23 protein-coding genes and 1 other RNA gene are annotated in these 24,957 nt (G+C 41.2%); 8 read left to right on the top strand and 16 right to left on the bottom strand.

Features of this window, described 5'->3' with window-relative positions; all coding sequences use genetic code 11:
• Nucleotides 1-41: 41 nt before the first annotated feature.
• The gene (locus tag MHH68_RS09425) at nt 42-974 is read right to left on the bottom strand and encodes a YafY family protein (protein ID WP_339162794.1); all 933 of its coding nucleotides are present in this window, start codon (nt 972-974) and stop codon (nt 42-44) included.
• 118 nt (nt 975-1,092) lie between these two features.
• Here MHH68_RS09425 and MHH68_RS09430 point away from each other — a divergent pair, with 118 nt between their 5' ends.
• Nucleotides 1,093-1,617: a mother cell-specific membrane sporulation protein gene (locus MHH68_RS09430; RefSeq protein ID WP_339162796.1), complete on the top strand. Its 525-nt coding sequence runs from the start codon at nt 1,093-1,095 to the stop codon at nt 1,615-1,617.
• Between the two features lie 32 nt (nt 1,618-1,649).
• Here MHH68_RS09430 and czrA read toward each other — a convergent pair whose 3' ends face one another.
• The gene (gene czrA, locus MHH68_RS09435; protein ID WP_007500691.1) at nt 1,650-1,979 is read right to left on the bottom strand and encodes a Zn(II)-responsive metalloregulatory transcriptional repressor CzrA; all 330 of its coding nucleotides are present in this window, start codon (nt 1,977-1,979) and stop codon (nt 1,650-1,652) included.
• Between the two features lie 186 nt (nt 1,980-2,165).
• Here czrA and MHH68_RS09440 point away from each other — a divergent pair, with 186 nt between their 5' ends.
• Together MHH68_RS09440 and MHH68_RS09445 are read left to right on the top strand one after the other, a co-directional pair.
• A complete protein-coding gene (locus tag MHH68_RS09440; RefSeq protein WP_339162799.1) occupies nt 2,166-3,491 on the top strand; it encodes an APC family permease in 1,326 nt (441 codons plus the stop codon).
• A gap of 97 nt (nt 3,492-3,588) precedes the next feature.
• Entirely contained in the window at nt 3,589-4,251 is a 663-nt protein-coding gene (locus MHH68_RS09445; protein ID WP_003215897.1) for a lysozyme family protein, read from the top strand.
• A gap of 34 nt (nt 4,252-4,285) precedes the next feature.
• Here MHH68_RS09445 and prpB read toward each other — a convergent pair whose 3' ends face one another.
• The 4 genes from prpB to MHH68_RS09465 all read right to left on the bottom strand — a co-directional run bounded on the left by prpB (nt 4,286) and on the right by MHH68_RS09465 (nt 8,507).
• On the bottom strand, nt 4,286-5,203 hold the full coding sequence (gene prpB, locus MHH68_RS09450) for a methylisocitrate lyase (RefSeq protein ID WP_339162801.1): 918 nt from the start codon (nt 5,201-5,203) through the stop codon (nt 4,286-4,288).
• 14 nt (nt 5,204-5,217) lie between these two features.
• A complete protein-coding gene (locus tag MHH68_RS09455) occupies nt 5,218-6,654 on the bottom strand; it encodes a bifunctional 2-methylcitrate dehydratase/aconitate hydratase (protein WP_339162804.1) in 1,437 nt (478 codons plus the stop codon).
• 2 nt (nt 6,655-6,656) lie between these two features.
• Entirely contained in the window at nt 6,657-7,799 is a 1,143-nt protein-coding gene (gene mmgD, locus MHH68_RS09460; RefSeq protein WP_339162807.1) for a citrate synthase, read from the bottom strand.
• Between the two features lie 168 nt (nt 7,800-7,967).
• Entirely contained in the window at nt 7,968-8,507 is a 540-nt protein-coding gene (locus MHH68_RS09465; RefSeq protein WP_012010243.1) for a DUF420 domain-containing protein, read from the bottom strand.
• Between the two features lie 198 nt (nt 8,508-8,705).
• Here MHH68_RS09465 and MHH68_RS09470 point away from each other — a divergent pair, with 198 nt between their 5' ends.
• The gene (locus MHH68_RS09470; RefSeq protein WP_257474632.1) at nt 8,706-9,218 is read left to right on the top strand and encodes a hypothetical protein; all 513 of its coding nucleotides are present in this window, start codon (nt 8,706-8,708) and stop codon (nt 9,216-9,218) included.
• A 152-nt stretch (nt 9,219-9,370) separates the two neighbouring features.
• On the opposite strand, the gene MHH68_RS09475 is transcribed toward MHH68_RS09470, so the two are convergent.
• The 8 genes from MHH68_RS09475 to MHH68_RS09510 all read right to left on the bottom strand — a co-directional run bounded on the left by MHH68_RS09475 (nt 9,371) and on the right by MHH68_RS09510 (nt 15,086).
• Nucleotides 9,371-10,162 carry a 3D domain-containing protein gene (locus MHH68_RS09475; RefSeq protein WP_007500712.1) on the bottom strand — a complete coding sequence of 264 codons (792 nt, stop codon included), beginning with the start codon at nt 10,160-10,162 and terminating at the stop codon, nt 9,371-9,373.
• A 256-nt stretch (nt 10,163-10,418) separates the two neighbouring features.
• The gene (gene recQ, locus MHH68_RS09480; protein WP_268497056.1) at nt 10,419-12,200 is read right to left on the bottom strand and encodes a DNA helicase RecQ; all 1,782 of its coding nucleotides are present in this window, start codon (nt 12,198-12,200) and stop codon (nt 10,419-10,421) included.
• A 133-nt stretch (nt 12,201-12,333) separates the two neighbouring features.
• Nucleotides 12,334-12,519, bottom strand: a non-coding RNA gene (gene ssrS, locus MHH68_RS09485) — 6S RNA.
• Nucleotides 12,520-12,651: 132 nt separating this feature from the next.
• Entirely contained in the window at nt 12,652-13,152 is a 501-nt protein-coding gene (locus MHH68_RS09490) for a TraR/DksA C4-type zinc finger protein (RefSeq protein ID WP_058014908.1), read from the bottom strand.
• Nucleotides 13,153-13,244: 92 nt separating this feature from the next.
• Complete coding sequence (locus MHH68_RS09495) at nt 13,245-13,892, bottom strand: SDR family oxidoreductase (protein ID WP_268497055.1); 648 nt, start codon at nt 13,890-13,892, stop codon at nt 13,245-13,247.
• 177 nt (nt 13,893-14,069) lie between these two features.
• The gene (locus MHH68_RS09500; protein ID WP_024422682.1) at nt 14,070-14,408 is read right to left on the bottom strand and encodes a PH domain-containing protein; all 339 of its coding nucleotides are present in this window, start codon (nt 14,406-14,408) and stop codon (nt 14,070-14,072) included.
• Nucleotides 14,409-14,686: 278 nt separating this feature from the next.
• Complete coding sequence (locus tag MHH68_RS09505) at nt 14,687-14,824, bottom strand: DUF4025 domain-containing protein (RefSeq protein WP_223250615.1); 138 nt, start codon at nt 14,822-14,824, stop codon at nt 14,687-14,689.
• A gap of 49 nt (nt 14,825-14,873) precedes the next feature.
• Nucleotides 14,874-15,086, bottom strand: coding sequence for a DUF6501 family protein (locus tag MHH68_RS09510; protein WP_058014906.1), 213 nt, complete (start codon nt 15,084-15,086; stop codon nt 14,874-14,876).
• Between the two features lie 212 nt (nt 15,087-15,298).
• Here MHH68_RS09510 and MHH68_RS09515 point away from each other — a divergent pair, with 212 nt between their 5' ends.
• From MHH68_RS09515 to MHH68_RS09530, 4 genes are all read left to right on the top strand, one after another.
• Entirely contained in the window at nt 15,299-16,783 is a 1,485-nt protein-coding gene (locus MHH68_RS09515; RefSeq protein ID WP_058014905.1) for an aldehyde dehydrogenase family protein, read from the top strand.
• A 102-nt stretch (nt 16,784-16,885) separates the two neighbouring features.
• Complete coding sequence (locus MHH68_RS09520; protein WP_339162815.1) at nt 16,886-18,760, top strand: prenyltransferase/squalene oxidase repeat-containing protein; 1,875 nt, start codon at nt 16,886-16,888, stop codon at nt 18,758-18,760.
• On the top strand, nt 18,753-19,574 hold the full coding sequence (locus MHH68_RS09525; protein WP_268497053.1) for a superoxide dismutase: 822 nt from the start codon (nt 18,753-18,755) through the stop codon (nt 19,572-19,574). Before MHH68_RS09520 ends, MHH68_RS09525 begins: the two co-directional genes overlap by 8 nt.
• A 146-nt stretch (nt 19,575-19,720) precedes the next feature.
• Nucleotides 19,721-20,671 (top strand): bile acid:sodium symporter family protein, encoded by a 951-nt coding sequence (locus MHH68_RS09530; RefSeq protein ID WP_268497051.1) that lies wholly within the window; start codon nt 19,721-19,723, stop codon nt 20,669-20,671.
• 34 nt (nt 20,672-20,705) lie between these two features.
• Here the strand turns inward: MHH68_RS09530 and odhB are convergent, their stop codons facing one another.
• Both odhB and sucA read right to left on the bottom strand, forming a co-directional pair.
• Nucleotides 20,706-21,962, bottom strand: coding sequence for a 2-oxoglutarate dehydrogenase complex dihydrolipoyllysine-residue succinyltransferase (odhB, locus tag MHH68_RS09535; protein ID WP_058014901.1), 1,257 nt, complete (start codon nt 21,960-21,962; stop codon nt 20,706-20,708).
• Nucleotides 21,963-21,976: 14 nt separating this feature from the next.
• Entirely contained in the window at nt 21,977-24,811 is a 2,835-nt protein-coding gene (gene sucA / locus MHH68_RS09540; RefSeq protein WP_058014900.1) for a 2-oxoglutarate dehydrogenase E1 component, read from the bottom strand.
• Between the last annotated feature and the right edge of the window lie 146 nt (nt 24,812-24,957).

Below are 24,957 nucleotides of genomic sequence, written 5' to 3' on the forward strand. Positions count from 1 at the left end.
CTTTTTTTCTATCATATAAAAAGAAACCTGACAACATTGTGTCAAGTTTCTATTCGTTTGAGAAATTGTTTCAACTGGAGATCAAACGCTTCTTTGACATGCTTCGGAGAAAGAATGTCAACATCTGGACCTAAATGGAATAGAAAACTATTTAACCAATCATCAAGAGGTACGGTGATGGTGGCAAGATAGGTACCGTCTGAACAGACGTTCAATTCGTTCTCATCTACCCATTCCTTCACTTTCCCCACTGATGCTTCCGTTAACCTGAGCATGACTGGGCTGACAGACGGCTGTTCTTGCCAAGAATCATTCCAAGGCTTCTCTTCGTTTTTGACTCTTTTCGGTTGAAAATACCCTGAAATGGTGACAAGATCGGTCATTCTAGTCAGCTTGAACAGACGAAAAGCTTTTTTTACACAGCAAAACGCATACAAATACCAATGCCTCCCTTTTAAAACGAGCGTATAAGGCTCCACTTTGCGCGAAAGAGTTTCACCTTTCGCATTGCGATAAGTAAACTGAATGTATTGGTGCGCTGACGCAGCTGTATGAATGAGCTGGAGCTTCTGCTCTGCCTGGCTGTCTTTTCCCCAGGAGCTTAAATCAATGAAGACATGGTGCTGTTTCTCGCCTTCATCGGTATGCGGGGCAATGAGAGATTTGATTTTTTTCAGTACATGTTCACTTTCTTTAAAGGAGTATGCACTCGTCATGCTTTCAAGAGCTGTTAAAATGACTTCGATGTCATCATCGGTAAATAATTTTTTCTCTAAACGATAGTCCTCAACAAGTGAAATGCCTCCACCTGCTCCTTGGGTTGTCACAACAGGGATTCCCGCTTGATTGATGGTATCAATGTCACGATAAATGGTTCTCGTGCTCACTTCGTGAAGTTCAGCAAGATCTTTCGCCTGTACTTGCTTCTTGCTAATGAGCAGCATCACAGTAGATAAAATGCGGTCAATTTTCATGACTTTTCCTCTTTTTCATAAATGTAGGTTTTGTTTTGATAAAAAAAGAAAGAATGGTAAAGATAAGTAACAGCCAGCATTCGTTTACATCCCTGCACGTGCAGGAGGAGGTTGCATCATGACACATAACGTGTGGCAATTGTTCATGATTGGGAGCATTATGTTGATCTGCATCATGATTCGAATGAATCGAATGAGACGCTATCAGCTTGTACGCCCCATCAGGCTTTTGATGAGAATGTATCTCTTTGGTCTTTCAGCCCTTATTCTCCTATCAGAAGGATGGCAAAATCACAATATCTTGATCTATGCCGCTATTGGTATGCTTTTTGGAAGCAGCCTTGCTGTTCATGCCTATCAGACGATTCGTATGAAAGAAGAAAATGGCCGGCTGTATATGAAAACGAGTAAATGGATTGAAAGCTTCATTTTATGCTTGTTTTTATCCAGGCTTAGTTTTAAGCTGGTTGAACTGACAAACCATTCGATGGCCAAGATCAGTGTCGTTGAACTGTATCAGCATATCGTGAGCGATGATGCGATGACCATGCTCAGCTTTTTCCTTTTAGCGGCTTACTATGTTGTCTTTTCTTTTCACATGATGAAAGCAAGTAAACGATCGACACATGTACATCATGCATAAAAACCTTCCTATTGGCGTAGGAAGGTTTTTTATCAATCGTGCTGTGCATGGTGAATCATCTGTTCAAGCACTTCCATTACATGCTGATCCTCAGGACTGTAAAAAATTGAGGTCCCTGCTCGTCTAGATTTCACAAGACGAAGATTTTTTAAAAAGCGCAGCTGATGAGAAACGGTTGATTGCATGAGATTCAGTGTTTCTGCTATATCATTTACCGAGTGTTCACCTTGAGACAGCAGGTGCAGAATTCGAATACGTGTCGGATCAGATAAAGCTTTAAAGGTTTGGGAGACAAGAAATAGACTTTCTTCATCCAGCTCCATCCGTTCCTGTTCTTGATTTGTATTCAGTTCTTCCTTCATTTTGCTTCACCTTTCTTGTCCGTCAAATCACGACTTATTCTATGTATCATCATATACCAAAACGTCCGGCATGCAAAGAGAGCACACTTTAGAAAAAAGATTTACTCAAATAGCATTGACACTTGGTAGCATTCTTTTTAAAATGAGCATTATTTATTCATTTTTTTAGAGGAGCTGATAGGCAAATTGACTGAGGAGCCAAGACTAAAACGCAGCCTGACTGTCTTTCCACTTGTTGTGATCGGGCTTGCTTATATGGATCCACTTGTCGTATTTGATTCATACGGCATTGTGGCTCAGCTGACGAAAGGACACGTCGCTGCAGCTTATATATTTACGTTACTTGCATTACTATTGACAGCGCTTAGCTATGGGAATATGGTGAAGGCTTTTCCAAAAGCAGGATCTGCTTATACATACGCACAAAAAAGTATTCATCCTCATGTTGGCTTTCTTGTAGGCTGGACACTTTTACTGGATTATTTATTTTTGCCTATGGTGAATTTTGCGATTGGAAGTGCTTATTTAACCGCAGCCTTTCCTGATGTACCTCATTACATTTGGATCATCATACTTGCTATCGCCATAACGACTGTCAATGTAATCGGTATCCGGCTTACAGCCAACATCACGGCACTATTTGTGACCTTCCAGGTCATTGTCGCCGTCACTTTTGTTGGGTTTATTATTTATGGGCTCACGCAAAACGCAGGCAGCGGAGAATTATTATCCGCCCGGCCTTTTTATTCGGCGAGCTTAGATCCAGCGCTTATTTTTTCAGGAGCAACCATTTTATGTTTTTCGTTTCTAGGATTTGATGCCATCTCAACCATGTCTGAGGAAACCATTAAGCCAAAAAAGACGATCCCACTTGCCATCTTCTTAACCGTCGCCATTGGAGGCGTACTGTTTACCTTGACGTCTTATTTTTTGCAGCAAGTATTTCCAAATTTTCAGCAGTTCAAGCATCCCGATGCGGCGTCACTTGAAATTGCGGAATTTGTGGGCGGCGCCTTTCTCCACTCGTTCTTTTTAGCTGGTACAATGGTCGCTGTTATCTCTTCTTCCTTATCGTCACATGCAAGTGCAGCAAGGCTGTTATATGCAATGGGTAGAGATGAGTCGTTACCGAAGCGTTTCTTCGGATATATTCATCCGAGATTAAAAACGCCTGTTTTTAATATTTTATTAATTGGTGCTTTTTCCTTAACCGCAGTCGTTGGCGAACTTGAAGTCATTTATTCCTTTATCAGCTTCGGCGCGTTGATTGGATTCACATTTGTGAACTTATCTGTTTTTGCGTACTATTTCATTAGACAAAAACAAAGAGGTGTACTCAATACATTGAGATACGCAGTGATCCCTCTGTGCGGGACGGCCTTTTGTATATGGCTGTTAACGAGCATCAGTACAAATGCATTAATCATTGGTTTGCTTTGGCTGATTATCGGTTTTGTTTATTTCTGCTACAGACTGAAAACAAGACCCGAATTTACATTTGGGTACGATTGATTATAAGGTTTTCACTTGGTATCTTGTGCAGGATATGGCATAATAAAAAGGCTGTACTTCCCTTTTAAAAGCGGGGCAAAACAGGGGTGAACTGACCTTGAAAAAGAAAAAAACAGGATGTTTTGCCATTTCAGGCTGCTTCACGATTTTTCTGTTTGTTTTCGTATTAGCAGCCATTGTCATGTCCTTTAATCAAAAGGAGTTAAAAAAGCTGCCGATTGATACGGAATCAATTGTTTTGTCGAGATTGGATGATTTCAAACCGCTTGTAGAAACAGAGTTAAGAGATCAAGATTTAGATCAATATACCGCGTTAATCCTCGGTATGATGTATCAAGAATCAAAAGGCAGAGGCGGAGATCCAATGCAGTCTTCTGAATCTCTTGGTTTGAAACGAAATGAAATCAATGACCCTCAGAAAAGCATTAGACAAGGAGTCCATCATTTTTCTACTATGTACAAGCATGGGAAGAAAAAAGGCGTTGATTTGGAAACTATTATCCAAAGCTATAATATGGGAATTGGCTATATTGATTTTGTTGCAAAAAACGGTGGAAAACATTCCGAGAAATTGGCAAAGCAATACTCTAAAAAGCAAGTGAAACGAAACCCAGAAGTCTATACGTGCGGAGGCAACAAAGATAACTTCCGCTACCCATATTGCTTCGGTGACTTCACTTATGCTGAAAAAGTAAAAGAAAAAACGAAAACAGTTGAAGAAAAGATGAAATTGGCTTCGTCATCCTCACCATCATCGTAAAAAAAGCACTTCCTCAATGGAAGTGCTTTTCATTTTATCGATGTTCTTTCCCGATTTCCGGCAGGATCGTTTTCGCTAAATGCTGATCGATTTCCTCGTATTCATCATAATGAATCGTTTCATACAGCTCTTGTCTCGTTTGCATGTCCTTTAGCATTCCTTGCTGCGTCCCCTTCTCCATGATTTCTGTAAATAAACGCTCATACGCTTTTGCAGCGACTCTTAGTGATGACACGGGGTAAATGACCATTTGAAAACCAAATACAGAAAATTCGTCTGCATGATAATAAGGCGTCTTGCCAAACTCCGTCATATTTGCAAGAAGCGGTCCTTTAATATTGTTTGACGCATGCGTGAAGTCCTCTGCTGTGATGAGTGCCTCAGGAAAAATAGCATCAGCTCCTGCTTCTACGTAAAGATTGGCCCGGTGGATGACATCCTCCATCCCGTTTACAGACTTTGCATCGGTTCTTGCAATCACCAAAAGCGTTGGTGCCGCTTGTTTAATGGCTTTGATTTTTGCGACCATTTCTTCTACTGGAACGAGTGATTTTCCGTTTAAATGCCCGCATTTTTTCGGCATTTGCTGATCTTCAATTTGAACAGCTGCCACCTTACTTTCTACCATTTCCTTTGCCGCTCTTGCAGCATTCAATACACCGCCATAGCCAGTATCCATATCGACCAAAAGCGGCAGCTGAGAAGCTCGAATGATTTCCTTCGCTTTTTCAGCCATTTCCGTTGAATGAATCATGCCGAGATCAGGCAATCCTTTGCTGGCACAAAAAGCGGCTCCGGATAAATAGAGCCCTTGGAAGCCCATTTTTTTTGCATAGAGCGCAGACATTCCATCGTGAACGCCTGGGATTTGGAATAAAGCTGATTTGTGCATTTGTTCTTGAAAGGCTGCGGCTAAATCTGCTTGACTTGATTCATCATTCACGATCCACACACTAGTTCCCTCCCTTATATGACGAATAGGTCCATAAATGCTGGTACGGTTGTTGTTTTTAATTGATTTGGGTTTTGACAGAGTGACACAATTTGATCCACTTGTTTTTGTGGAAATCTTGTCTTCAAATGATAAAGCCATTTCTTTTCAAGCAGAGGAATGCCTTCCTGCCTTCTTCTGCGATGACCAAGTGGATATTCAATTTCAATTCGGTCTGTCATCGTCCCGTCTTTAAAGAAGATCTGCACACTGTTTGCAATAGATCTCTTTTTCGGATCTAAATAATCCGCTGTATATTGTTTATCTTCTTTGACAACCATTTGATCCCGGAGACGATCAATGGCCGGATTTTGCGCCGTTTCTTCTTCATAATGGTCAGCAGTAAGCTCACCATAGATCAATCCAACCGCAGTAATATATTGCAAGCAATGATCTCGGTCTGCTGGGTTATACAGCGGTCCCTTCTTATCGATAATCCGAATCGCTGATTCATGTGTTGTAATCTCTACTCGGTCAATTTCATCTAATCGACCTTTTACAGCGTCATGCAGGATCATAGCGGCCTCTGCAGCCGTTTGGGCATGAAATTCAGCAGGATAAGCAATTTTGAAAAGCACATTTTCGATGACGAATGATCCTAGCGGCTGAGCAAGTGTGAGAGATTTCCCTTTCATCAGAACATCTTCAAAGCCCCACTTCTCTGCACTAAGTGGCGTTTGATAGCCCATTTCCCCTTTTAGCGTCATCATTGCCAGTCTCACCCCGCGGCTTGTTGCATCACCCGCTGCCCACGATTTCCTAGATCCTGTGTTTGGGGCGTGGCGATATGTCCTAAGCGGTGAATTATCAACAAACGCTTGTGATAAAACATGCTGGACTTCTTCCTTTGTTCCGCCAAGCAATGCACACACAACAGCGCTAGTTGCTACTTTGACAAATAGCACATGATCCAAGCCATTGCGGTTCAGACAATTTTCTAAAGCCAGCACGCCTTGAATTTCATGTGCTTTGACAATCGCATGCAATACGTCATTCATCGAAAGCGGCTCTTCTCCGTTTGCAAGACGTGTTCTGCTGATGTAATCACTCACAGCTAATATTCCGCCTAAGTTATCTGACGGATGCCCCCACTCCTCTGCAAGCCATGTGTCATTATAATCTAACCAGCGAATCATACAGCCTATATCAAAAGCTGCTTGAACAGGATCTAGCACAAAGGAAGTGCCTGGAACTCTTGCTCCGTTAGGTACAACGGTTCCAGGTACGATCGGTCCAAGATGTTTCGTACATTCAGGAAAATTGAGCGCCAGCATTCCGCAGCCAAGTGTATCTATGAGCACATATCGTGCCGTTTCAATGGCTTCTTTACTCGTAATTTCCCCATCTACTGCATAGGCTGCGATTTCTTCTAATAGCTGATCTGTTTGATTGGCGACTGCTGTTTTATTCATGATCATTCCCCCGTTTTTCTATCATCATCTGAAACTTTTAATCCTCTTGGCCCTAAATACCGGACTCTCGGTCTGAAAATACGATTATGCAAATGCTGTTCAATGACATGAGCAGCTAATCCACTTGCCCTTGCAGCAAAGAAAATCGGTGTATAAAGTGAAATTGGAATCCCGAGCACGTAATAAATAGGTGCGGCGTAATAATCAAGGTTCGGATAGAGGTTTTTCTTCTCTTTCATGTATGCCTCTCCTGCTACACACATGTCATAAAGCGTTGTATCTCCCTTTGATTCCGTAAGCGTTTTCAATGATCGCTTTAAAAGAGCAGCTCTTGGGTCCATTTTTCTCATGTATACCCTATGGCCAAAGCCCATCATTTTTTCCTTTGCGGCTAATTTTCGCTCAATCAGCGCAAGGAAGCCTTCCGTTGTTTTTCCTTCGAGAAGCATATGCATGACAGCTTCATTCGCTCCCCCGTGCAAGTCACCTTTTAATGAAGAAATCGCTCCAGTAAAAGCACCATACATGTCAGAATGTGTGGATGCGATGACTCTAGCAGCAAACGTTGAATTAGGCAGCTCATGTTCACTATATAATGTGAGTGTTTGGTCAAAAGCGGTGATTTCGTCTTGGGTTGGCGTGCGTCCGGTTAGCATGGTTAAAAAGGTTTCAGTGTAGGATTTGGTCTGATCTGGAGAAATAGCGGCGTCTTTTGTGAGAATATGATAGCTTCCAGCGACAATCGCCGGCAGCTGGCCGAGTAATCGAACAGCACGCTTTTGCTGGCACGCTTCTGATCGATCTTGTAATGCATCATCGTACCCACTAAGAGCAGATATGCACGTTCTCATGGCATCCATCGGATGAGTGGTTTTTGGCAGTTTTGTTAAAATGGTTTGAATGGTTGGATGTAAGTTGGTTTGTGAGGAAATGTCTTGCTGAAATTGGTGATATTCCATGGCATCTGGTAATCTTCCATAAATAAGCAGATAGGCTGTTTCTAAATAGGTCTTTTTTTGTGCCAACTCGATGAGGTCATACCCGCGAATTACAATCTCTTCTTGCTGCACATCTAAGTATGAGATAGACGTTTCGCTTGCCACAATGTCTTCAAGCCCCGGTTTATACTGCATTTGTTCAGTCATCATATAACCCCCGTTTCGTTCAATTGTTGTTCTCCAAACGAGCAAACGGCCAGAAATGATGTGAGTCTATAGATGGGAAGATACCGTGCAAGTCGGATACCCAATTCCCATTTTATCCAAAGCACTGCATCTTGTAAATAAAAGAACGTATGTCCAGTTGGACATACGTTAGCTGTAGTATGGAGAAATCATCATATACACAATGACGCCAGTGAGACTGACATAAAGCCATAGAGGCATTGTCCAGCGAGCAATTTTACGGTGGCGCTCGACTTGCATCTGTGCGCCTCTAAACAGCGTAATCAAGGCAAGCGGTACAATGACTGCTGATAAGACGATATGTGTGATTAAAATAAAGAAGTAAATCGGGCGGATGATCCCTTCTCCTCCGAAATGAGTATCAGCTGCCATTGAATGATAGGTGACATACGAAATTAAAAAGACAAGTGTCGTTGAAAATGCAGCAAAGATAAATCGTCTATGCGCTTTAATGTTCTTTTGTTTAATCATGATAAGTGCTGAAAGTAAAAAGATAAACGTAAAGCTGTTCATCACGGCATTCAATAACGGCAAAAATGTAATATCCAGATGACTAAATTTATCTGATTTTGGCATTAAAAATAATAAAGCGATTAATCCGTTTATGGCAATTGTTAAAATGATCACAATACCAGTGAAATTTTTCGGTTTTTGATTCTGTTCTTTCATGTTTGAAAACCTCTCTTTATTAGTTCCGACTAAGAGTATGTTATTTAAATTTCTCTATAAAGTCAATGAATTCGCTGTCTTCGTCGAATTTTAGACAAACTTGCAGGTTACAGGTGTTTTAACGGCTTGAAAGATCCATCCACTTCCTTTAAAATTGGAATTTATGTGATTTTTATCATTTCTGATAGGAAAGGAGTAATGGACTTGTCAATCTTACAAGAAACAGCCAAAGATGTGAAGACATTAGAGCAAGAATTACAGCAATTGCAGTTCCAAATGTATCGAATGCAAGAAAATATGAAAGATATTTCGAAAAAAGCAAAAATCATTGGCATCGATCAAGCGAAAGAAGATGAGTGGCTGATCGTCTCTGCCATTGAAAGTGCAGATACATGTAAAATAATGCTCAGCGATTGTGAAAAAGCTTTTCGCGGACAATCTGATTTTTCCTTAATTGCGGAATATCCTGAAGAAGGAAAGATTCATATTGCCGATATTAAAGGCCCGCCAGATAATGGGTACGGCTCTATCTGCATGAAGCATTTAAAAGAAATTGCAAGAGAGCAGAACATCCCAGTGATTACTGGCGACCTCGTCAAAAGAGACTGGGATCACGTGGACCGCTTAATTCATTTTTATGAAAAGCATCAATTTGATGTCCAGATCAATTGGAAAGAACAAAGCGGAGAAATTTATTGGGTTGACAGCTAACGACACAAAAACCAGCGTTGTATGGGCTTATACGCTGGTTTTTGTCGAAAATGCGAATTTTTCAGAAAAATATGTGTATTTCTGACCAAAAAAAGGTATAATAAAAGCATCAGGCCGCCACCTGATGCTTTCTTCCAAAAAACAATAGACTACTAGTTAAGTACTTTAACTTTGACTGATTTTACGCCCCAATTTTTCGCTTGGGATTTGCTTGGTACATGTACATCAATTTTATTACCTTTAATTGCGCCGCCAGTATCTGCTGCGATGGCTTCACCGTAGCCTTCAACATAAACCTTACTTCCTAATGGAATGACGTTAGGATCTACTGCAATCACTTTTGCATTTGGGTTTTTGTTTAAGTTTACCCCTGTTGCAGTGATACCTGAGATGCCACCATCATTTGCTGTATAAGCCGTAGCCGTTACAGTCATTTCTTTTTGTACACTTTGACTAGCAGAAGATGATTCTGCTTTAGCTGTTTCCTTTTTAGGAGCAGCTTTTTTCGTTGTTTGCTCTTTTTGGACAGGTGCCTGTTTTTGAACAGGTTCTGAGCTTACCGGAGCTGAGCTTTGACCAGCAACACTTAATGTTGAACCAATCATAATTATATCTGAGTTTAAGTTATTCCAAGACTTAATATCGCTAATTGACACATTGAATTTTTGAGCGATTTTCCAGAGGCTGTCCCCCTTCTGGACTTTGTACTGCTCCTGAGTTTTCTCTTTTGAAGAGATTGTCAATTTATCTCCTACATAGATCATGTCTGTAGATAAATTGTTCCAACCCTTTAGGTCCTTTAGAGACACATCATTTTTTTGAGAGATTCCCCAAAGTGTATCACCTTTCTGTACAGTGATTTCCTTTGCAGAAGCTTGCTGTGCTCCTAATGCTGTTGTTGAGATTGCTGCAACAGCAACCAAGGACATAATAGTCTTCTTCATAAAGTAAATCCTCCCTTGTTAGCTTTTTATGGCGGCTAACGAGTGCTATCGTAACATATGTAAATGTCATTTCAATAACAAAACGATATGTTTTAGATTACAGTTCCTTTACATGAAACATCTCTCTCCATTGGTAAATCAGACCACAAAACGGCTTGATTCCCCGCCATATCAAGGTTTTAAAAGGATCAAAAACAGCCTGATGAAAACGTGTCCAAGTGCAGCGAAAAAAAATTATTTTTCTTCTTCAAACCTTTTATTTTTTCTCTTTTTCTATAAATAAACGAATTTCTTCTAAAAAAACATCTCCGTATTTCTCTCTTTTTTGAGCGCCAATCCCCTTAATTTGGAGTAATTCTTCATCTGTTTGAGGCTCTACCGCTGACATTTCCTTCAATGTTTGATCAGAAAAAACAACAAACGGCGGGACACCTTGCTCTCTAGCTAGCTTCATTCTCAGTGCTCTCAATTGCTCAAATAATGCATCATTTTCTTGAATGGCTTCTGCTTTGATCGCCTGCTTTTTATACACTGCCTCTTGTCCAACTAGCACTTTCTTCCCTTTATGGGTCACCTTGAGTGTTGGATAAGCACCTTCAGACATGTGCAAATACTCTTCTGTAATTAAAAATTCAATGAAGTCACTGATTTGCTGAGTCGAATGTTGTTTCATTAAAGCATATGTAGGGAGACGGTCAAAACCTAGCTCTAGCACTTTTTTGTTTTTAGAGCCTGCCAGTACTTGGGCGATCATCATTTTACCGAATCGCTCATTCATTCTCACTGTACAAGATAACACCATCTGTGCTTCTCTTGTGACCTCTTCACGCTCTCTTTCATCAAGGCAGTTGCTGCATTTACCGCAAGGCGAACTAGCTGTTTGATCAAAATAGTCCATCACAAATTGCTGCAAACATTGCTCAGTATGACAGTAATCCACCATTTGCCTTAGTTTAAGCAGCTCATGCTGGTAGCGCGTCTCATCTTCTATTGACTGCTCAATGAGAAAGCGCTGCACTCTTACACCTTGAGGTGAAAACAGTAAGATGCATTCACTTTCAAGCCCATCTCTGCCGGCACGGCCAGCTTCTTGATAGTAGCTTTCAATATCCCTTGGAATTTGATGATGAATCACAAAACGCACATTCGACTTATTGATTCCCATGCCAAATGCTGATGTTGCGACCATCACCTGGATGTCATCATTTAAAAAGAGGTTTTGCTGCTCTTCTCTCGTATGATCATCCAATCCCCCATGATAAACGCCAACTTTGATCTTTTGTTTTTTTAGACGATGATAAATATTATCCGCTTCTTTACGAGTGGCGGTATAAATAATGCCAGACTCAAGACTGTTTTTCTTCATATATTGTGTGATAAAACGTTCACTGTTTTCTCCTTTGATCACTTGAAAGGACAAATTTTCTCTAGCAAACCCAGTAAAGATGGTTTCTTCTCCGTTTATACCAAGCTGTTCACATATATCTTGATGGACCTTTTTCGTCGCTGTAGCTGTTAATGCGACAATCACCGGTCTTTTTGACAGCTTGTTCAAGCATTCTTGAATGAAGCGATAACTTGGCCTAAAATCATGTCCCCACTCAGATATACAGTGCGCTTCATCAATCGCAATTAAAGGAATCGTTAACCGATCTAACAGCTGAAAAAAACGTTCATTTTGTAAGCGTTCAGGTGTGATATAAAGCAGTTCATATTCCCCATTTTCGCATTTTTTCAGCCTTTCATTCATTTCAGCTGCGGACAGGGTGCTGTTTAAAAAGGAAGAACGTATGCCCATCTCATTTAACGCATCAACCTGATCCTTCATTAATGAAATAAGCGGAGATACGACGATCGTTGTACCTTCCATCATTAGTGCAGGAATCTGATAGCAAACTGACTTCCCTCCGCCTGTCGGCATAATGCAGACAGTATCCTTTTGTTTATTTACAATTGCTTCAATGGCTTGTTTCTGTCCTTTTCTAAAGGCATCAAAGCCATAATATTGTTTCAGGAGTGCTTCTGCTTGTTCTAACATCCATTTCCCTCTCCGTCATTTGTTTTGTCCATTTTAACACAGATTCTTGCCTCTACAGGCGATCAGTCTAATTTCGTCTTTTCACAAAATAAAAAGCCATTTTCCGAAATGGAAAATGGCTTGAATCATCCTAGGAAAAGCTGCGGATGCCGTAATCTAAGTAAGAAAGTTTTAAACCACCACTCCTCAAAGTGGGTGTTTGCAGAAACGTTCCTGTCTTCCTCTCTAAGGAGGCATGACATTCCGGCTTCAATATAAAACTCCCTATTACAGCTTAAAGGTTAAAACTTAATTAACATTACGCGCATCGCAGCCTTTAAACTATATTACACGAAAGTTTATTAAATTTCAAGAGGTCTTTTTTCTATGAAAGACTTGTGTATACAAGAGATTTGTCCTTGTACATATAAGAAAAAATTATTCTGAAAAAATGTAAAGTTCACTAATTATCCTATTTTTCTTCGTCTATGTCAACATCCTGCTCTTCCTCTAATCGTTCATACGTATCTGAATGCATCTGATCCATTGTTTGTCTATTTGTTAAATCACGCATTTGATCAGAGAAATTACGATCAAACTCGTTTGGATCTTGAGTGGTTTCTTCGTTTTTCTTCGCATCGATTGAATAACGTGTATAGGGAACTGCTTTTAAACGTTCATATGGAATGTCTTTCCCTGTTTTCTCACAAATCCCATATGTTCCGTCTTCCATTCGTTTCAGTGCTGCATCAATTTCAGCTTCAAGCTGGCCATCAACTTGGTCCAGCGTTTGTTCGGTCATGCGGTCTAAATAGATGCTCCCATGATCAGCGATATGGTTCCCAACACCATTTGAAATCTCGCTCGATTCACTTAGCATAGATTCTTCTTTCTTTTTTGACCCTTTTACATCTTCCTTTAATTGATTCAATCTTTCGTATAAATCAGCTTTTTGTTCTTTCGTTAAGCCCACGGTCAATCACTCCTTTCTTATTACCTTCCCGATGCTAACGAAATGAAAACATCAAAAAAGCCGCTGCCTGATTGGCAGCAGCCTTTCTTCTCTTACAGGGTGCGAAGTGCTTCTTCTACTGGTTTATCCCCTTTAATTAAGTCAAAGGATTTATTTTTCACATTGGATTCTGTTAAGCTTTCCACAAGTACAGCGGCTACGTCCTCTCTTGAAATCTCAATGTTTTGATCATCTGGAATATGCTCTGCAGCTTCGATCTTTCCTGTCTTTTCCTCATGCAGCAAGGCACCTGGACGGACAATGGTATAGGAAAGCCCAGACTGTTTTAAGTGTTCATCTGCTTTTCTTTTTGCCTCATAATAAATTTCCATACTTCCTTGCCCTTTTCCCTGGTTTGGATCATCGGCATTATAGGAACTCAGCATCACAAAATGCTGAATATTTTCTTTTTCCGCTGTGTCAACAAGACGTTTTGCTCCTTCTTGATCCACTGCAATCGTCTTATCTGCACCTGTTTTTGAACCTGAACCAGCTGCAAAAATGACAGCATCTGCTTGTTTCACAGCATCTGTCACATCCTGTTCAAGATCACCGATGACAGGCGCTGCACCAAGTTCTTTTAGCGCATCCGCTTGTTTTTCATCTCGAATGAGAGCAAGCGGCTCATGTCCTTTTTCTTTTAAATAACGAATAACGAGTCTACCTGTATGTCCATTTGCTCCTGCAACTAATACTTTCATTGTTCATTCTCCTTTCTGTATCTGTTTCATCTTTATCCTTTTTTGCTATCATTCAAACACCTAAACAAAAAAGCCCTTCCCAGAAAATATGGGGAAGGGTTCAGGAAATGTGCGATCTATGAAAATAAATACGAAGAATGAGAAAAGTGCATGTGATCTATGTAATCGCAAGGTTGATCAGCAAAGATGTTTTGTCAAAATGGCTTGCACATCACTCAAATCCGTCTCTTTCGAAAAATCGAGTTCAAATACTTTTGAGCTTGTGACAAGCAGCATACCTGTGTCCTGATCAAACACGCCAGCTTCTTGAATGGCAAAACTTTCAATTGATCGATACGGCAAGGAGACCCTGACTTTCTTCTTAGAAAATACGCGGTTATCGCCAAAGATCAGTCGTTTATTGGTGAAACAAATTTGGTCGTGACGCAGTCTGTAAACAGCTTCAATTCTCTCCCCTTCAATTAGTAAGGATTCGAATTTCTTATCATTTTGTTTACTGACAGAAAAAATACCCACGTAAACCCCCTCTTCCTCCATCAAATTCCTTTATGAAAAAACGGCCACACGCTCTGTGGATACGTTTTGTTCTCACTTATAGAATACGCTATAAATGGTCGTTATTCCATTACGAATAGATTAAATTTCATTTAACTTTTTCTTTTTGATTCGATGCTCTTTCCTCTACTTATTTAGACTGTTAAAGCAGGAAAAAAGTTTCAGTTCTTTTTGAGAAAAATGGTTGAGTTGTGGCCAATAAAAAAACAGTGATTTTTTCAAATCACTGTTTAGAATGACTATTCGTCTTTTGGTGTTTCAATGGTTCCCTCGGCATATACATCGGAAATCTGCTCAAGCGTAATTGCCATATCAGCATCTTCGTTATCATGCCAAGCATTTTGTTGATTCTGCTCATCTGTTTGCTTCTTTTTCATCATCATCACCCTTTACTGTTTTTCTTAGTATGAGTGATGATCACCAAAATCATTCAGCAGAAATGGCTTCGAAATACTCTTTATAATACCCGCCTACTTTACCTGTATTATCAACGACAAACAGGAATTCTTCTGTTTCATTTTTCACTTCATATGTGCTTCCAGCCGTTAGTGCACGGTCGACCATATATTTTTTCGCATTCGTATGTATACATTTTACTTGTTTTAACGTTTGAGCTGTTTGCCAGTTTTGATGGATCATGATTTAAAAACTCCTTTTTTCATCTATATATTTATTGTAGCCAATTTTTCATGAAATGCAATGAGTGTTATGGATTGCTTTCAAACATGTGGTGTAATATGATGAATGTATACGTTTACATCCATGTGCGTATACTAGATCATTTACTCAAATCCGCTTTTTCACCTAGAACTCGCAGAACAACCCATATCTTTAAGGAGGTTTGTTTATTTATGAGCTCTACAACACTTCAAATTAGTTCAAAACTCGAATCTTTTCTCCAAGGGACGAAAAAACTCTACATTAATGGTCAGTTTGTCACAAGTCACGATAACAAAACCTTTTCAACTCCTAACCCAGCCACAGGTGAAACCCTTATTGATGTATATGAAGCAGGTGCAAAAGACATTGATGAGGCAGTAAAAGCAGCCAAAAAAGCCTTTCATGGTCCTTGGCGCTCCATGTCTGCCGCAGAACGCGCCCGCCTCATGTTTAAGCTTGCCGATTTAATGGAAGAAAACCAAGAAGAGCTCGCTCAGCTCGAAACTTTAGATAACGGAAAGCCAATTAATGAAACAACCAATGCAGACATCCCTCTCGCAATCGAGCATATGCGCTATTATGCGGGCTGGACAACCAAAATAAGCGGACAAACCATTCCTGTCAGCCAAGGATATTTTAATTATACCCGTCATGAGCCTGTTGGCGTTGTAGGACAAATCATTCCTTGGAACTTCCCGCTGCTTATGGCCATGTGGAAAATGGGTGCTGCACTTGCGACTGGCTGCACCATCGTGTTAAAACCAGCAGAACAAACACCCCTCTCTGCGCTTTATTTAGCTGAATTAGTAGATAAAGCCGGCTTCCCAGAAGGTGTGATTAACATCGTTCCTGGATTCGGTGAAACAGCTGGGAACGCCTTAACCGATCACCCTGATGTAAATAAGCTTGCCTTCACGGGGTCAACAAGTGTTGGGAAACTCATCATGGAGAAAGCAGCCAAATCCATTAAGAGGGTCACATTAGAACTTGGCGGAAAATCACCAAACATTATTTTGCCAGATGCCGATTTAAAGAAAGCTATTCCAGGTGCTTTAAATGGGGTCATGTTTAACCAAGGTCAGGTATGCTGTGCAGGTTCTAGGGTTTTTGTTCACCGGAGCCAATATGATGAGGTTGTCGATCAAATGGCTGAATATGCGACATCCCTCAAACAAGGAGCTGGTCTTCATCAAGATACGCAAATCGGACCTCTTGTCAGTAAAGAACAGCATGAGCGCGTGTTAGGCTATATTGAAAAAGGTAAATCAGAAGGTGCAACAGCCGTTGTCGGTGGCGATTGCCCTTATGAGGCTGGTTATTTTGTCTCCCCTACTGTTTTTAAAGATGTAGAAGATGACATGACCATCGCAAAAGAAGAAATCTTTGGACCTGTCCTATCTGCAATTCCTTACGATTCCATTGAAGAAGTGGTCGAAAGAGCCAACCAGTCTGACTATGGATTAGCAGCAGGACTTTGGACAGAAAACTTAAAACATGCCCATGATATTGCTGCACGTCTTGAAGCAGGCACGATTTGGGTCAACTGCTATAACGTTTTTGATGCTGCCTCCCCGTTTGGAGGATACAAGCAATCAGGTCTTGGCAGAGAAATGGGATCATACGCCCTTAACAACTATACAGAGGTCAAAAGTGTGTGGATTAATCTCCAAGACTAATGACGCCTTTAAAGCCGGTGACCATGTCATCGGCTTTTTTGTGATTGCATGTGACAGGCAGGCTCCTGAATATAGTAATAAAGGAAAGGAGCATGGCCGAATATGCAAGATTTCAAAATGAAAGTAAACGAATATATTGATGAATTGCACATGCAACTGCAGCACAGACAACGAGAAGATGGCGCTTTTGTCTTCTGCTTTGAAGGACCAATGATGACAAATGCTTTTTTGATTATGCTCTTAAAGGCTGTCGGCGATTCGGATCAGGCTTTGGTTCATCAATTAGCAGAAGCAATTCACGAAAAGCAAAATGAGGATGGTTCTTTTTCTTTGTATCATGATCAGGCGGGACATGTAACCGCGACTGTGCAAGGCTACTGCGGGATGCTTGTGTCAGGCAGGTATCAACAAGATGAGCCGCATATGGAAAAAGCAGCACATTTTATTCGATCAAATGGCGGTCTGAAGGACGTTCATTTTATGACAAAGTGGATGCTTGCCGTCAATGGCATGCACCCTTGGCCATACTTCTATGCACCACTTTCATTTTTACTCATCCCTACATACTTCCCGCTTCACTTCTATCATCTTAGTGCATATGCAAGAATTCATTTTGTCCCAATGATGATTGCACTCAACAAACGATATACCTCACATGAACCGTTTCCAAGCTTAGCACATCTTGATGCAAACATGTCTAAAAATCCTTTTGACTGGTTTATGGCAAAAGAAGAACGTTCCACTCACCAATTTCTAACATACATGCGGTCGTATACATCACTCGACAGACGGTTCGACTTTTTCGGGTATGAGGCAGCGAAGAGGTATATGTTTGACCGCCTTGAAAAAGATGGAACGCTGTACAGCTATTTAAGTGCCAGTATTTTTATGGTCTATGCACTCATGAGTCTTGGATACTCTCCAGGACATCATCTCATTTTAAAAGCAGTCAAAGGGATGAAACAGCTAGTCACTGACTGCGGGGGCATGAAATATGCTGAGAATTCTACATCCACTGTTTGGGATACAGCCCTTGTCAGTTATGCTTCTCAGCGGGCAGGCAGAACACAAGGTGATCCAGTGATCAAAAAGTCTTTTACGTACTTACTGAACAAGCAGCAAATGAAGAAAGCAGATTGGGCGGTCCATAACCGGCATGCGGCTCCGGGAGGCTTTGGTTTTTCAGATTTGAATACAAATAACCCAGATTGTGATGATACGCAGATTGTGTTAAAAGCCATTCCTCAAACTTACGCTCCCGTTCAGTGGAAACGAGGATTTGATTGGCTTCTTTCCATGCAAAACCGAGATGGCGGCTTCTCAGCTTTTGAAAAAAATCAAGATCACTTCTTGCTTCGTCATCTCCCGCTCGAATCTGCTGAGGACGCGGCCATTGACCCTTCTACTCCTGATATTACAGGTCGTGTGCTTCATCTTATCGCTCTTGAAGATAGCAGCAAGTCACCACTCATGCAAAGGCAAAAAGATCATTGTGTGAAATGGCTGCTTGATCATCAAGAGAAAAACGGATCATGGTTCGGCAGATGGGGCGTTTGCTATATTTATGGTACTTGGGCTGCGTTAACAGGTCTAAAGGCTGCTGGCATCCCCTCATCGCATCCTGCTGTTCAAAAAGCATGTCGATTTTTAAAAACAAGTCAATTAGAAGATGGCAGCTTCGGAGAATCGTGTAAAAGTGCAGAGGTTAAAAGATACGTCTCGCTTCCATTTGGAACAGTGGTTCAAACAGCTTGGGCCGCTGAGGCACTTTTACAATACGAGCAGCCAGATGACAAAGCAATTTTAAAAGCCATCTCATTTTTGATTCAACATCAGCACTCGAGTGAAGCCTTACACTATCCAGTAGGCATTGGTCTTCCAAAGCAATTTTACATCACCTATCATAGCTATCCATATGTCTTTCCAATGATGGCTTGTTCCACATTTTTAGAAGAAATGAGGCGTAAAAATGAATAAGGAAGAATATCGCATGCAGCTTAAAGAATGGCTTAGCTCCATTCAAGATGCAATTCAAGATGACAACCTCCGCCAGAAAGCAGAACATTTATCGTTCATCATGAATGATGAACATTCCAGTGAAGGAGAGTGGTATGAATTAGCCGAGAGTATTGCAGAAGATATCATCCCACAAGATGCTACTCGGGATGTGGCAGCTGGCGGCCACAAATTACCCCCTCTCCCTTACCGCTATGATGCACTAGAACCGTTTATTTCAAAAGAGATTATGTATTTGCATCACCAGAAGCATCATCAATCATATGTTGATGGTCTGAACCAAGCTGAGCTTGCCTTAAAAAGAGCGAGAAGAACCAATGATTTTAAAATGATCAAGCATTGGGAACGGGAGCTTGCCTTCAATGGTGCGGGACACTATTTACATTGCATTTTTTGGTTTTCTATGAGCCCTTCAGGCAAACGAAAGCCCACTGGGCAAATGCTTCGTCTTATTGAACAATCATTTGAAAGCTATGATGCATTCAAATCCCAATTTTCTGCTGCAGCCAAACAAGTAGAAGGTGTTGGCTGGGCGATTCTTGTTTGGGCGCCCAGATCTCAGCGATTAGAGATTTTACAAGCAGAACGCCACCAATTTTTATCACAATGGGATGTGATCCCTCTTCTAGCTCTTGACGTATGGGAGCACGCCTACTATCTGCAATATCTGAATGAAAAAGCGACATATGTAGATCGCTGGTGGAATGTCGTTGACTGGCGTGAGCCAGAAGCACGACTTAAGCAAGCTCAGCAAGTGAAATGGACCCCATTTTAAAACGCTACTCCATGTAGGCATTTGCTTATATGGAGTATTTATAGTTTACATAATATTATTATCAACACTATAAGAATGGGGTTGTTTTTTCAGAAAATTCATTTAAAATAGAAAAGATATGTAAAGAAAGAGAGTTGAAGCAATATATGAAGATTCTTTTATCTATTAGTCACTTTGCAGGTAGGACCTTTGCGATTTGGGTTCTTGTCTTTGCGTTTCTTGGATTTGCCTTTCCTGCGGAATTTTCAAAAATCGGACCTTATATTCCTTTTTTACTCGGTATCATAATGTTTGGGATGGGGCTGACATTATCCGCTGAAGACTTCAAAGAACTGTTTCGAAAACCTCTTTATGTTCTGATCGGGGTACTGACGCAGTACACACTCATGCCGCTTCTCGCCTTTTTATTAGCGTACGGACTAAGGCTCCCGTCCGAAATCGCAGTAGGAGTTGTTCTCGTAGGCTGTTGCCCAGGCGGTACAGCATCGAACGTTATGACCTTTTTGGCGAAAGGAAATACGGCATTATCTGTAGCCGTCACCACCATATCGACCCTTCTTGCTCCCTTTTTAACACCTGTCTTTATTTTACTCTTTGCAAGATCATGGCTACCTGTATCGCCGGAAGCACTATTTTTGTCAATTGTACAAGTTGTGTTGATCCCTATTATCTTAGGCGTCATCGTTAAATTATTTTTCAAAAAACAAGTAACCTATGCAGTTCAAGCATTACCGCTTGTGTCTGTCGCCGGAATCGTAGTGATCATTGCAGCGGTTGTCAGTGCAAATAAAGAACAGATTCTTCAATCTGGGCTGCTAATATTGGCCGTTGTGATCTTACATAATGGACTTGGTCTTTTATTTGGTTACCTTATTGCAAAGTGGTTCAAAATGGATATTCCTTCTCGAAGAGCCATCTCGATTGAAGTAGGCATGCAAAACTCTGGACTTGGTGCAGCTTTAGCAACAGCACACTTCTCTCCACTTGCAGCCGTACCAAGTGCCATTTTTAGTGTGTGGCATAATTTATCCGGTTCCTGGCTTGCGACATATTGGTCAAAAAGAGGAAATGCTGAAAATGAAAAGAAAAAAAGCTAGCACCCATTAAGGTGCTAGCTTTTCAAATGAAAGATTATCCTTCAAGCAATAGCTGCTCTGGATCTTCAAGTAAGTTTTTAATCGTGACAAGGAATCCAACTGCTTCTTTACCATCGACAATCCGGTGATCGTAAGAAAGAGCTAAATACATCATCGGGCGGTTCTCAAAACGTTCTTCATCAATTGCCACAGGTCGAAGCTGAATTTTGTGCATCCCTAAAATTCCAACTTGAGGACTGTTTAAAATTGGTGTTGAAAGCAGTGAACCGAATGTTCCGCCGTTTGTGATCGTGAATGATCCACCTTGTAGCTCATTTAGAGACAATTTGTTATCTCTAGCTTTTTTCGCAAGATGACCAATTTCCTTTTCAATCCCTGCAAACGACAATCTGTCTGCATCACGAACAACCGGTACGACAAGTCCTTCATTAGCAGCAACAGCGATGCCGATGTCATAGAATTTCTTCAAGACAAGCTCATCACCTTGAATTTCTGCGTTAAGCAGCGGATATTTCTTCAGTGCTGCTACAACGGCTTTTGTGAAGAAAGACATGAAGCCAAGTTTTACATCATTTTGTTCAAGGAAGGCATCTTTACGGCGTTTTCTTAAGTCCATCACAGCCGTCATATCTACTTCATTAAATGTCGTCAGCATTGCAGCCGTTTGCTGAACCTCAACTAAACGTTTAGCAATCGTTTGTCTGCGGCGCGACATTCTCTCACGTTCAACTGGCTTTCCTTGTTGTTCATTTTGCACCGCAGCATTTGCTTTTGGCGCGGCTTTTGGTGCACTTGCAGGTGCTTCATTCTTTTGATAGGAAGCGACATCCTGCTTTCGTACCCTGCCCAGCGGATCTACGGTTGGAATTTCAGATAAGTCTAGTCCCTTCTCTCTCGCTAGTTTTCTAGCTGCAGGAGAAGCGATGGTTCTGCCATTACCAGATTTCGGCTCTTCTTTCACTGCTTCTTCTTTTTGAGCAGCTGCCGGTTCATCTTTCGGAGCTGGTGCAGACTCTTGCTCAGGTGCTGGAGCTGCGGACTCGCTTCCGCCAGCTTCACCCGCTGCAATTGTTCCGATGACTTCTCCAACTTGTACAGTGTCACCAGAATCTTTCAGTACTTCTTTGAGTACACCAGATTCTTCGGCTGTCAGTTCGACATTGACTTTATCTGTTTCAAGTTCTAACAGGTATTCTCCCTGCTCCACATAATCGCCCGGCTGCTTGAGCCATTGAGCTATCGTTCCTTCCGAGATCGATTCCGCTAATTCAGGTACTTTAATTTCCGCCATTTTTCATTTCCCCCTTAGTTTTTGCGAGTCAAGCTATCAGATACAATTCGTTCTTGTTCTTTTTTATGCACAGTTGGATCACCCTCAGCCGTACTTGAACGTCTTCTTCGGCCGATGTAACGTACTTTTACTTTTTCAGGCGCAATTTCACGTAAATATGGCTCAATATATCCCCAAGCCCCCATATTTTGTGGCTCTTCTTGTGCCCATACGATTTCTTCTAAGTTTGTTAGTTTTGATAATATCGCTTTAATATCTTTGGCTGGGAATGGATATAGCTGTTCCACTCTCGCAATGTGAAGCCAATCTTTCGGCTCTTCCATTTGAGTAAAGCGATCACTAATATCGATTGATACCTTCCCGCTAGATAGCACGAGGCGCGATACTTTTTCGTGATCATGCACAAGGCCTGGTTGTTCAAGAACTGGTTGGAACTGTCCATCCGTTAATTCCTGGACTTCAGACAATGTGTTCGGGTTACGAAGCAGACTCTTCGGTGTCATGATGACAAGCGGACGAATCTCTTCACGAAGCAGCATTTTCGCCTGTCTTCTAAGAATGTGGAAGTATTGCGCTGCACTTGTGAGGTTCGCCACTGTCCAGTTATTCTCAGCAGCTGATTGCAGGAACCGCTCTGTTCTTCCACTTGAATGCTCAGGACCTTGTCCTTCATATCCATGAGGCAAGAGCATCACTAGACCTGATTTTTGTCCCCATTTTGCGCGTCCAGCTGAAATAAATTGATCGAAATACACTTGAGCCGCATTTGCGAAGTCTCCAAATTGAGCCTCCCAAATGACTAACGTTTCAGGAGAATAGACATTATAACCATATTCAAACCCGATGACTGAGCCCTCTGACAGTGGACTATTATGAACAGTAAATGATGCGTTTGCATCACTCAGCTCATGAAGAGCAATAAATTCATTTCCAGTTTGACTGTCGTGAAGAACAAGGTTTCTTTGAGCAAAAGTACCGCGCTCTGAATCCTGTCCGGTCATCCGAATTGGCGTACCGTCTTTTAATATAGATGCAAATGCAAGTGCTTCTCCAAGTGACCATTCTACTTTACGGTCATCTGTAAACACTTTTGCACGTTTTTCAAGGATCCGTTTAAGCTTACCAAATACTTGGAAATCGTCCGGCCAGCTGATCAATTCTTCATTCAGCTTTCGTAATACATCAAACTCTACGGATGTATCCACTGCTGGGAAGCCATTTGATACTGGTTCTGGCAGTTCAATTTCATGAATCGTATGCTCTTTCTTTGAAGGCACTTTTTGATAGGCTTCTTCTATTCTTGTCGCTACAGCCTGCTCGATTTCTTCACGCTGCTCCTTCGTTAGAAGACCTTCTGTGACAAGTTTATCTGCAAAGATATTCTTGACCGTTTTGTGCTTTCTGACGGCATCGTACAGCATCGGCTGAGTCGTAGAAGGCTCATCCATTTCGTTATGACCGTATCTGCGGTAACCGATCAAATCAATTAAGAAATCCTTCTTAAAGCGTTTGCGATATTCTACAGCTAATTGAACAGCCGCTAAACATGCTTCTGGATCATCTGCATTGACGTGAACAATTGGAATCTCAAACCCTTTTGCAAGGTCACTTGCATATTTCGTTGAGCGAGATTCATTACTTTCCGTCGTAAATCCGATCATATTGTTTGCAATGATATGGATTGTTCCGCCCACTTGATAGCCTACAAGTTGACTTAAATTTAATGTTTCTGCCACAATTCCTTCTCCAGGAAATGCCGCATCACCATGAATTAAGATGGCTAGAGCCTTTTCAACGTCTTGTACTGGATAGCCCTTTTGAGTACGTAATTCCTGAGCGGCACGTGTGCTTCCTTCAATGATTGGATCAATGAATTCCAGGTGACTTGGGTTATTAGCAAGCGTGACTCTCGCACTCTTTGTATCTTCGTCTTTAATTTGACGATCTGCTCCAAGATGGTACTTTACATCACCTGTCCACCCGTAGCTGATGCCAATAGAGCCTTCTGATGGAACAAGCTCTTTATTTGGCGCATGCTGGAATTCCGAAAAAATAATCTCATATGGTTTTCCTAACACATGTGCTAATACATTTAAACGGCCTCTGTGTGCCATTCCAATGTTAATATTTGAAGTCCCTTGTGTAACAGACTCTGAAATAATTTCATCAAGTACTGGGACAAGTGCGTCTAATCCTTCTATCGAGAAGCGCTTTTGCCCAACAAATGTTTTATGAAGAAACTGTTCGAACTGCTCAACTTCTGTTAATCTCTTGAATACAGAAACTAGTTTATCGGCTGGTTTTTTCTTAAATAGTTCACCAGACTCGATTGATTTTGAGAGCCAGTTGCGTTCTTCGAAATCATGTACGTGATCAAACTCAAATGAAATGGTACGCTTATACGTATTTCTCAAATGGTTAATGGCTTCTATGCCGTTTGAAATGTGTTTTGGTGCGTCAGGACTAATAATAGATATTGGTATATTCTTGACGTCTTCTTCTGTTAAACCGTACTCCTTTAAAGGAAACAGCTCTTGTAATTCCTTTTCTTTGCGAAGAGGATTGACGGAAGCATTTAAATGGCCATACGTTCTGATGTCTTCTGCCAGTTTAACGACTGATGCTATCTTTTGGATTTGTTCAGAAGTAACTACGCTATTTTCTTTTTTCCCAATTTCCTCCTTCATTTCACTCGGTGGTGCACCAAGTTCATCAAATATGCCTCTTAGATCTTCATCAACACTAGTAGGATCCTGGACATACTGATCGTAGAGCTCGAGCACATAGCCGAGGTTCGGACCATGAAATTCTTCCCAACTCAACGGTTGTTTCACATCATTTTGAAACATTTTGAACACTACCCCCAACTTTGATCATCAAGTGATTGAACACTATCTCGATATAACTTCCAGAACACAATGACCAAATTTATGTAATAAAACGCTTCCAATAATATTCTACCACTGTTTCGGATTACTTTCTACATTCTTTGTTC

Origin of the sequence: Bacillus sp. FSL K6-2841 (genome assembly GCF_037976435.1) — a bacterium.
Classification (GTDB): domain Bacteria; phylum Bacillota; class Bacilli; order Bacillales; family Bacillaceae; genus Bacillus; species Bacillus pumilus.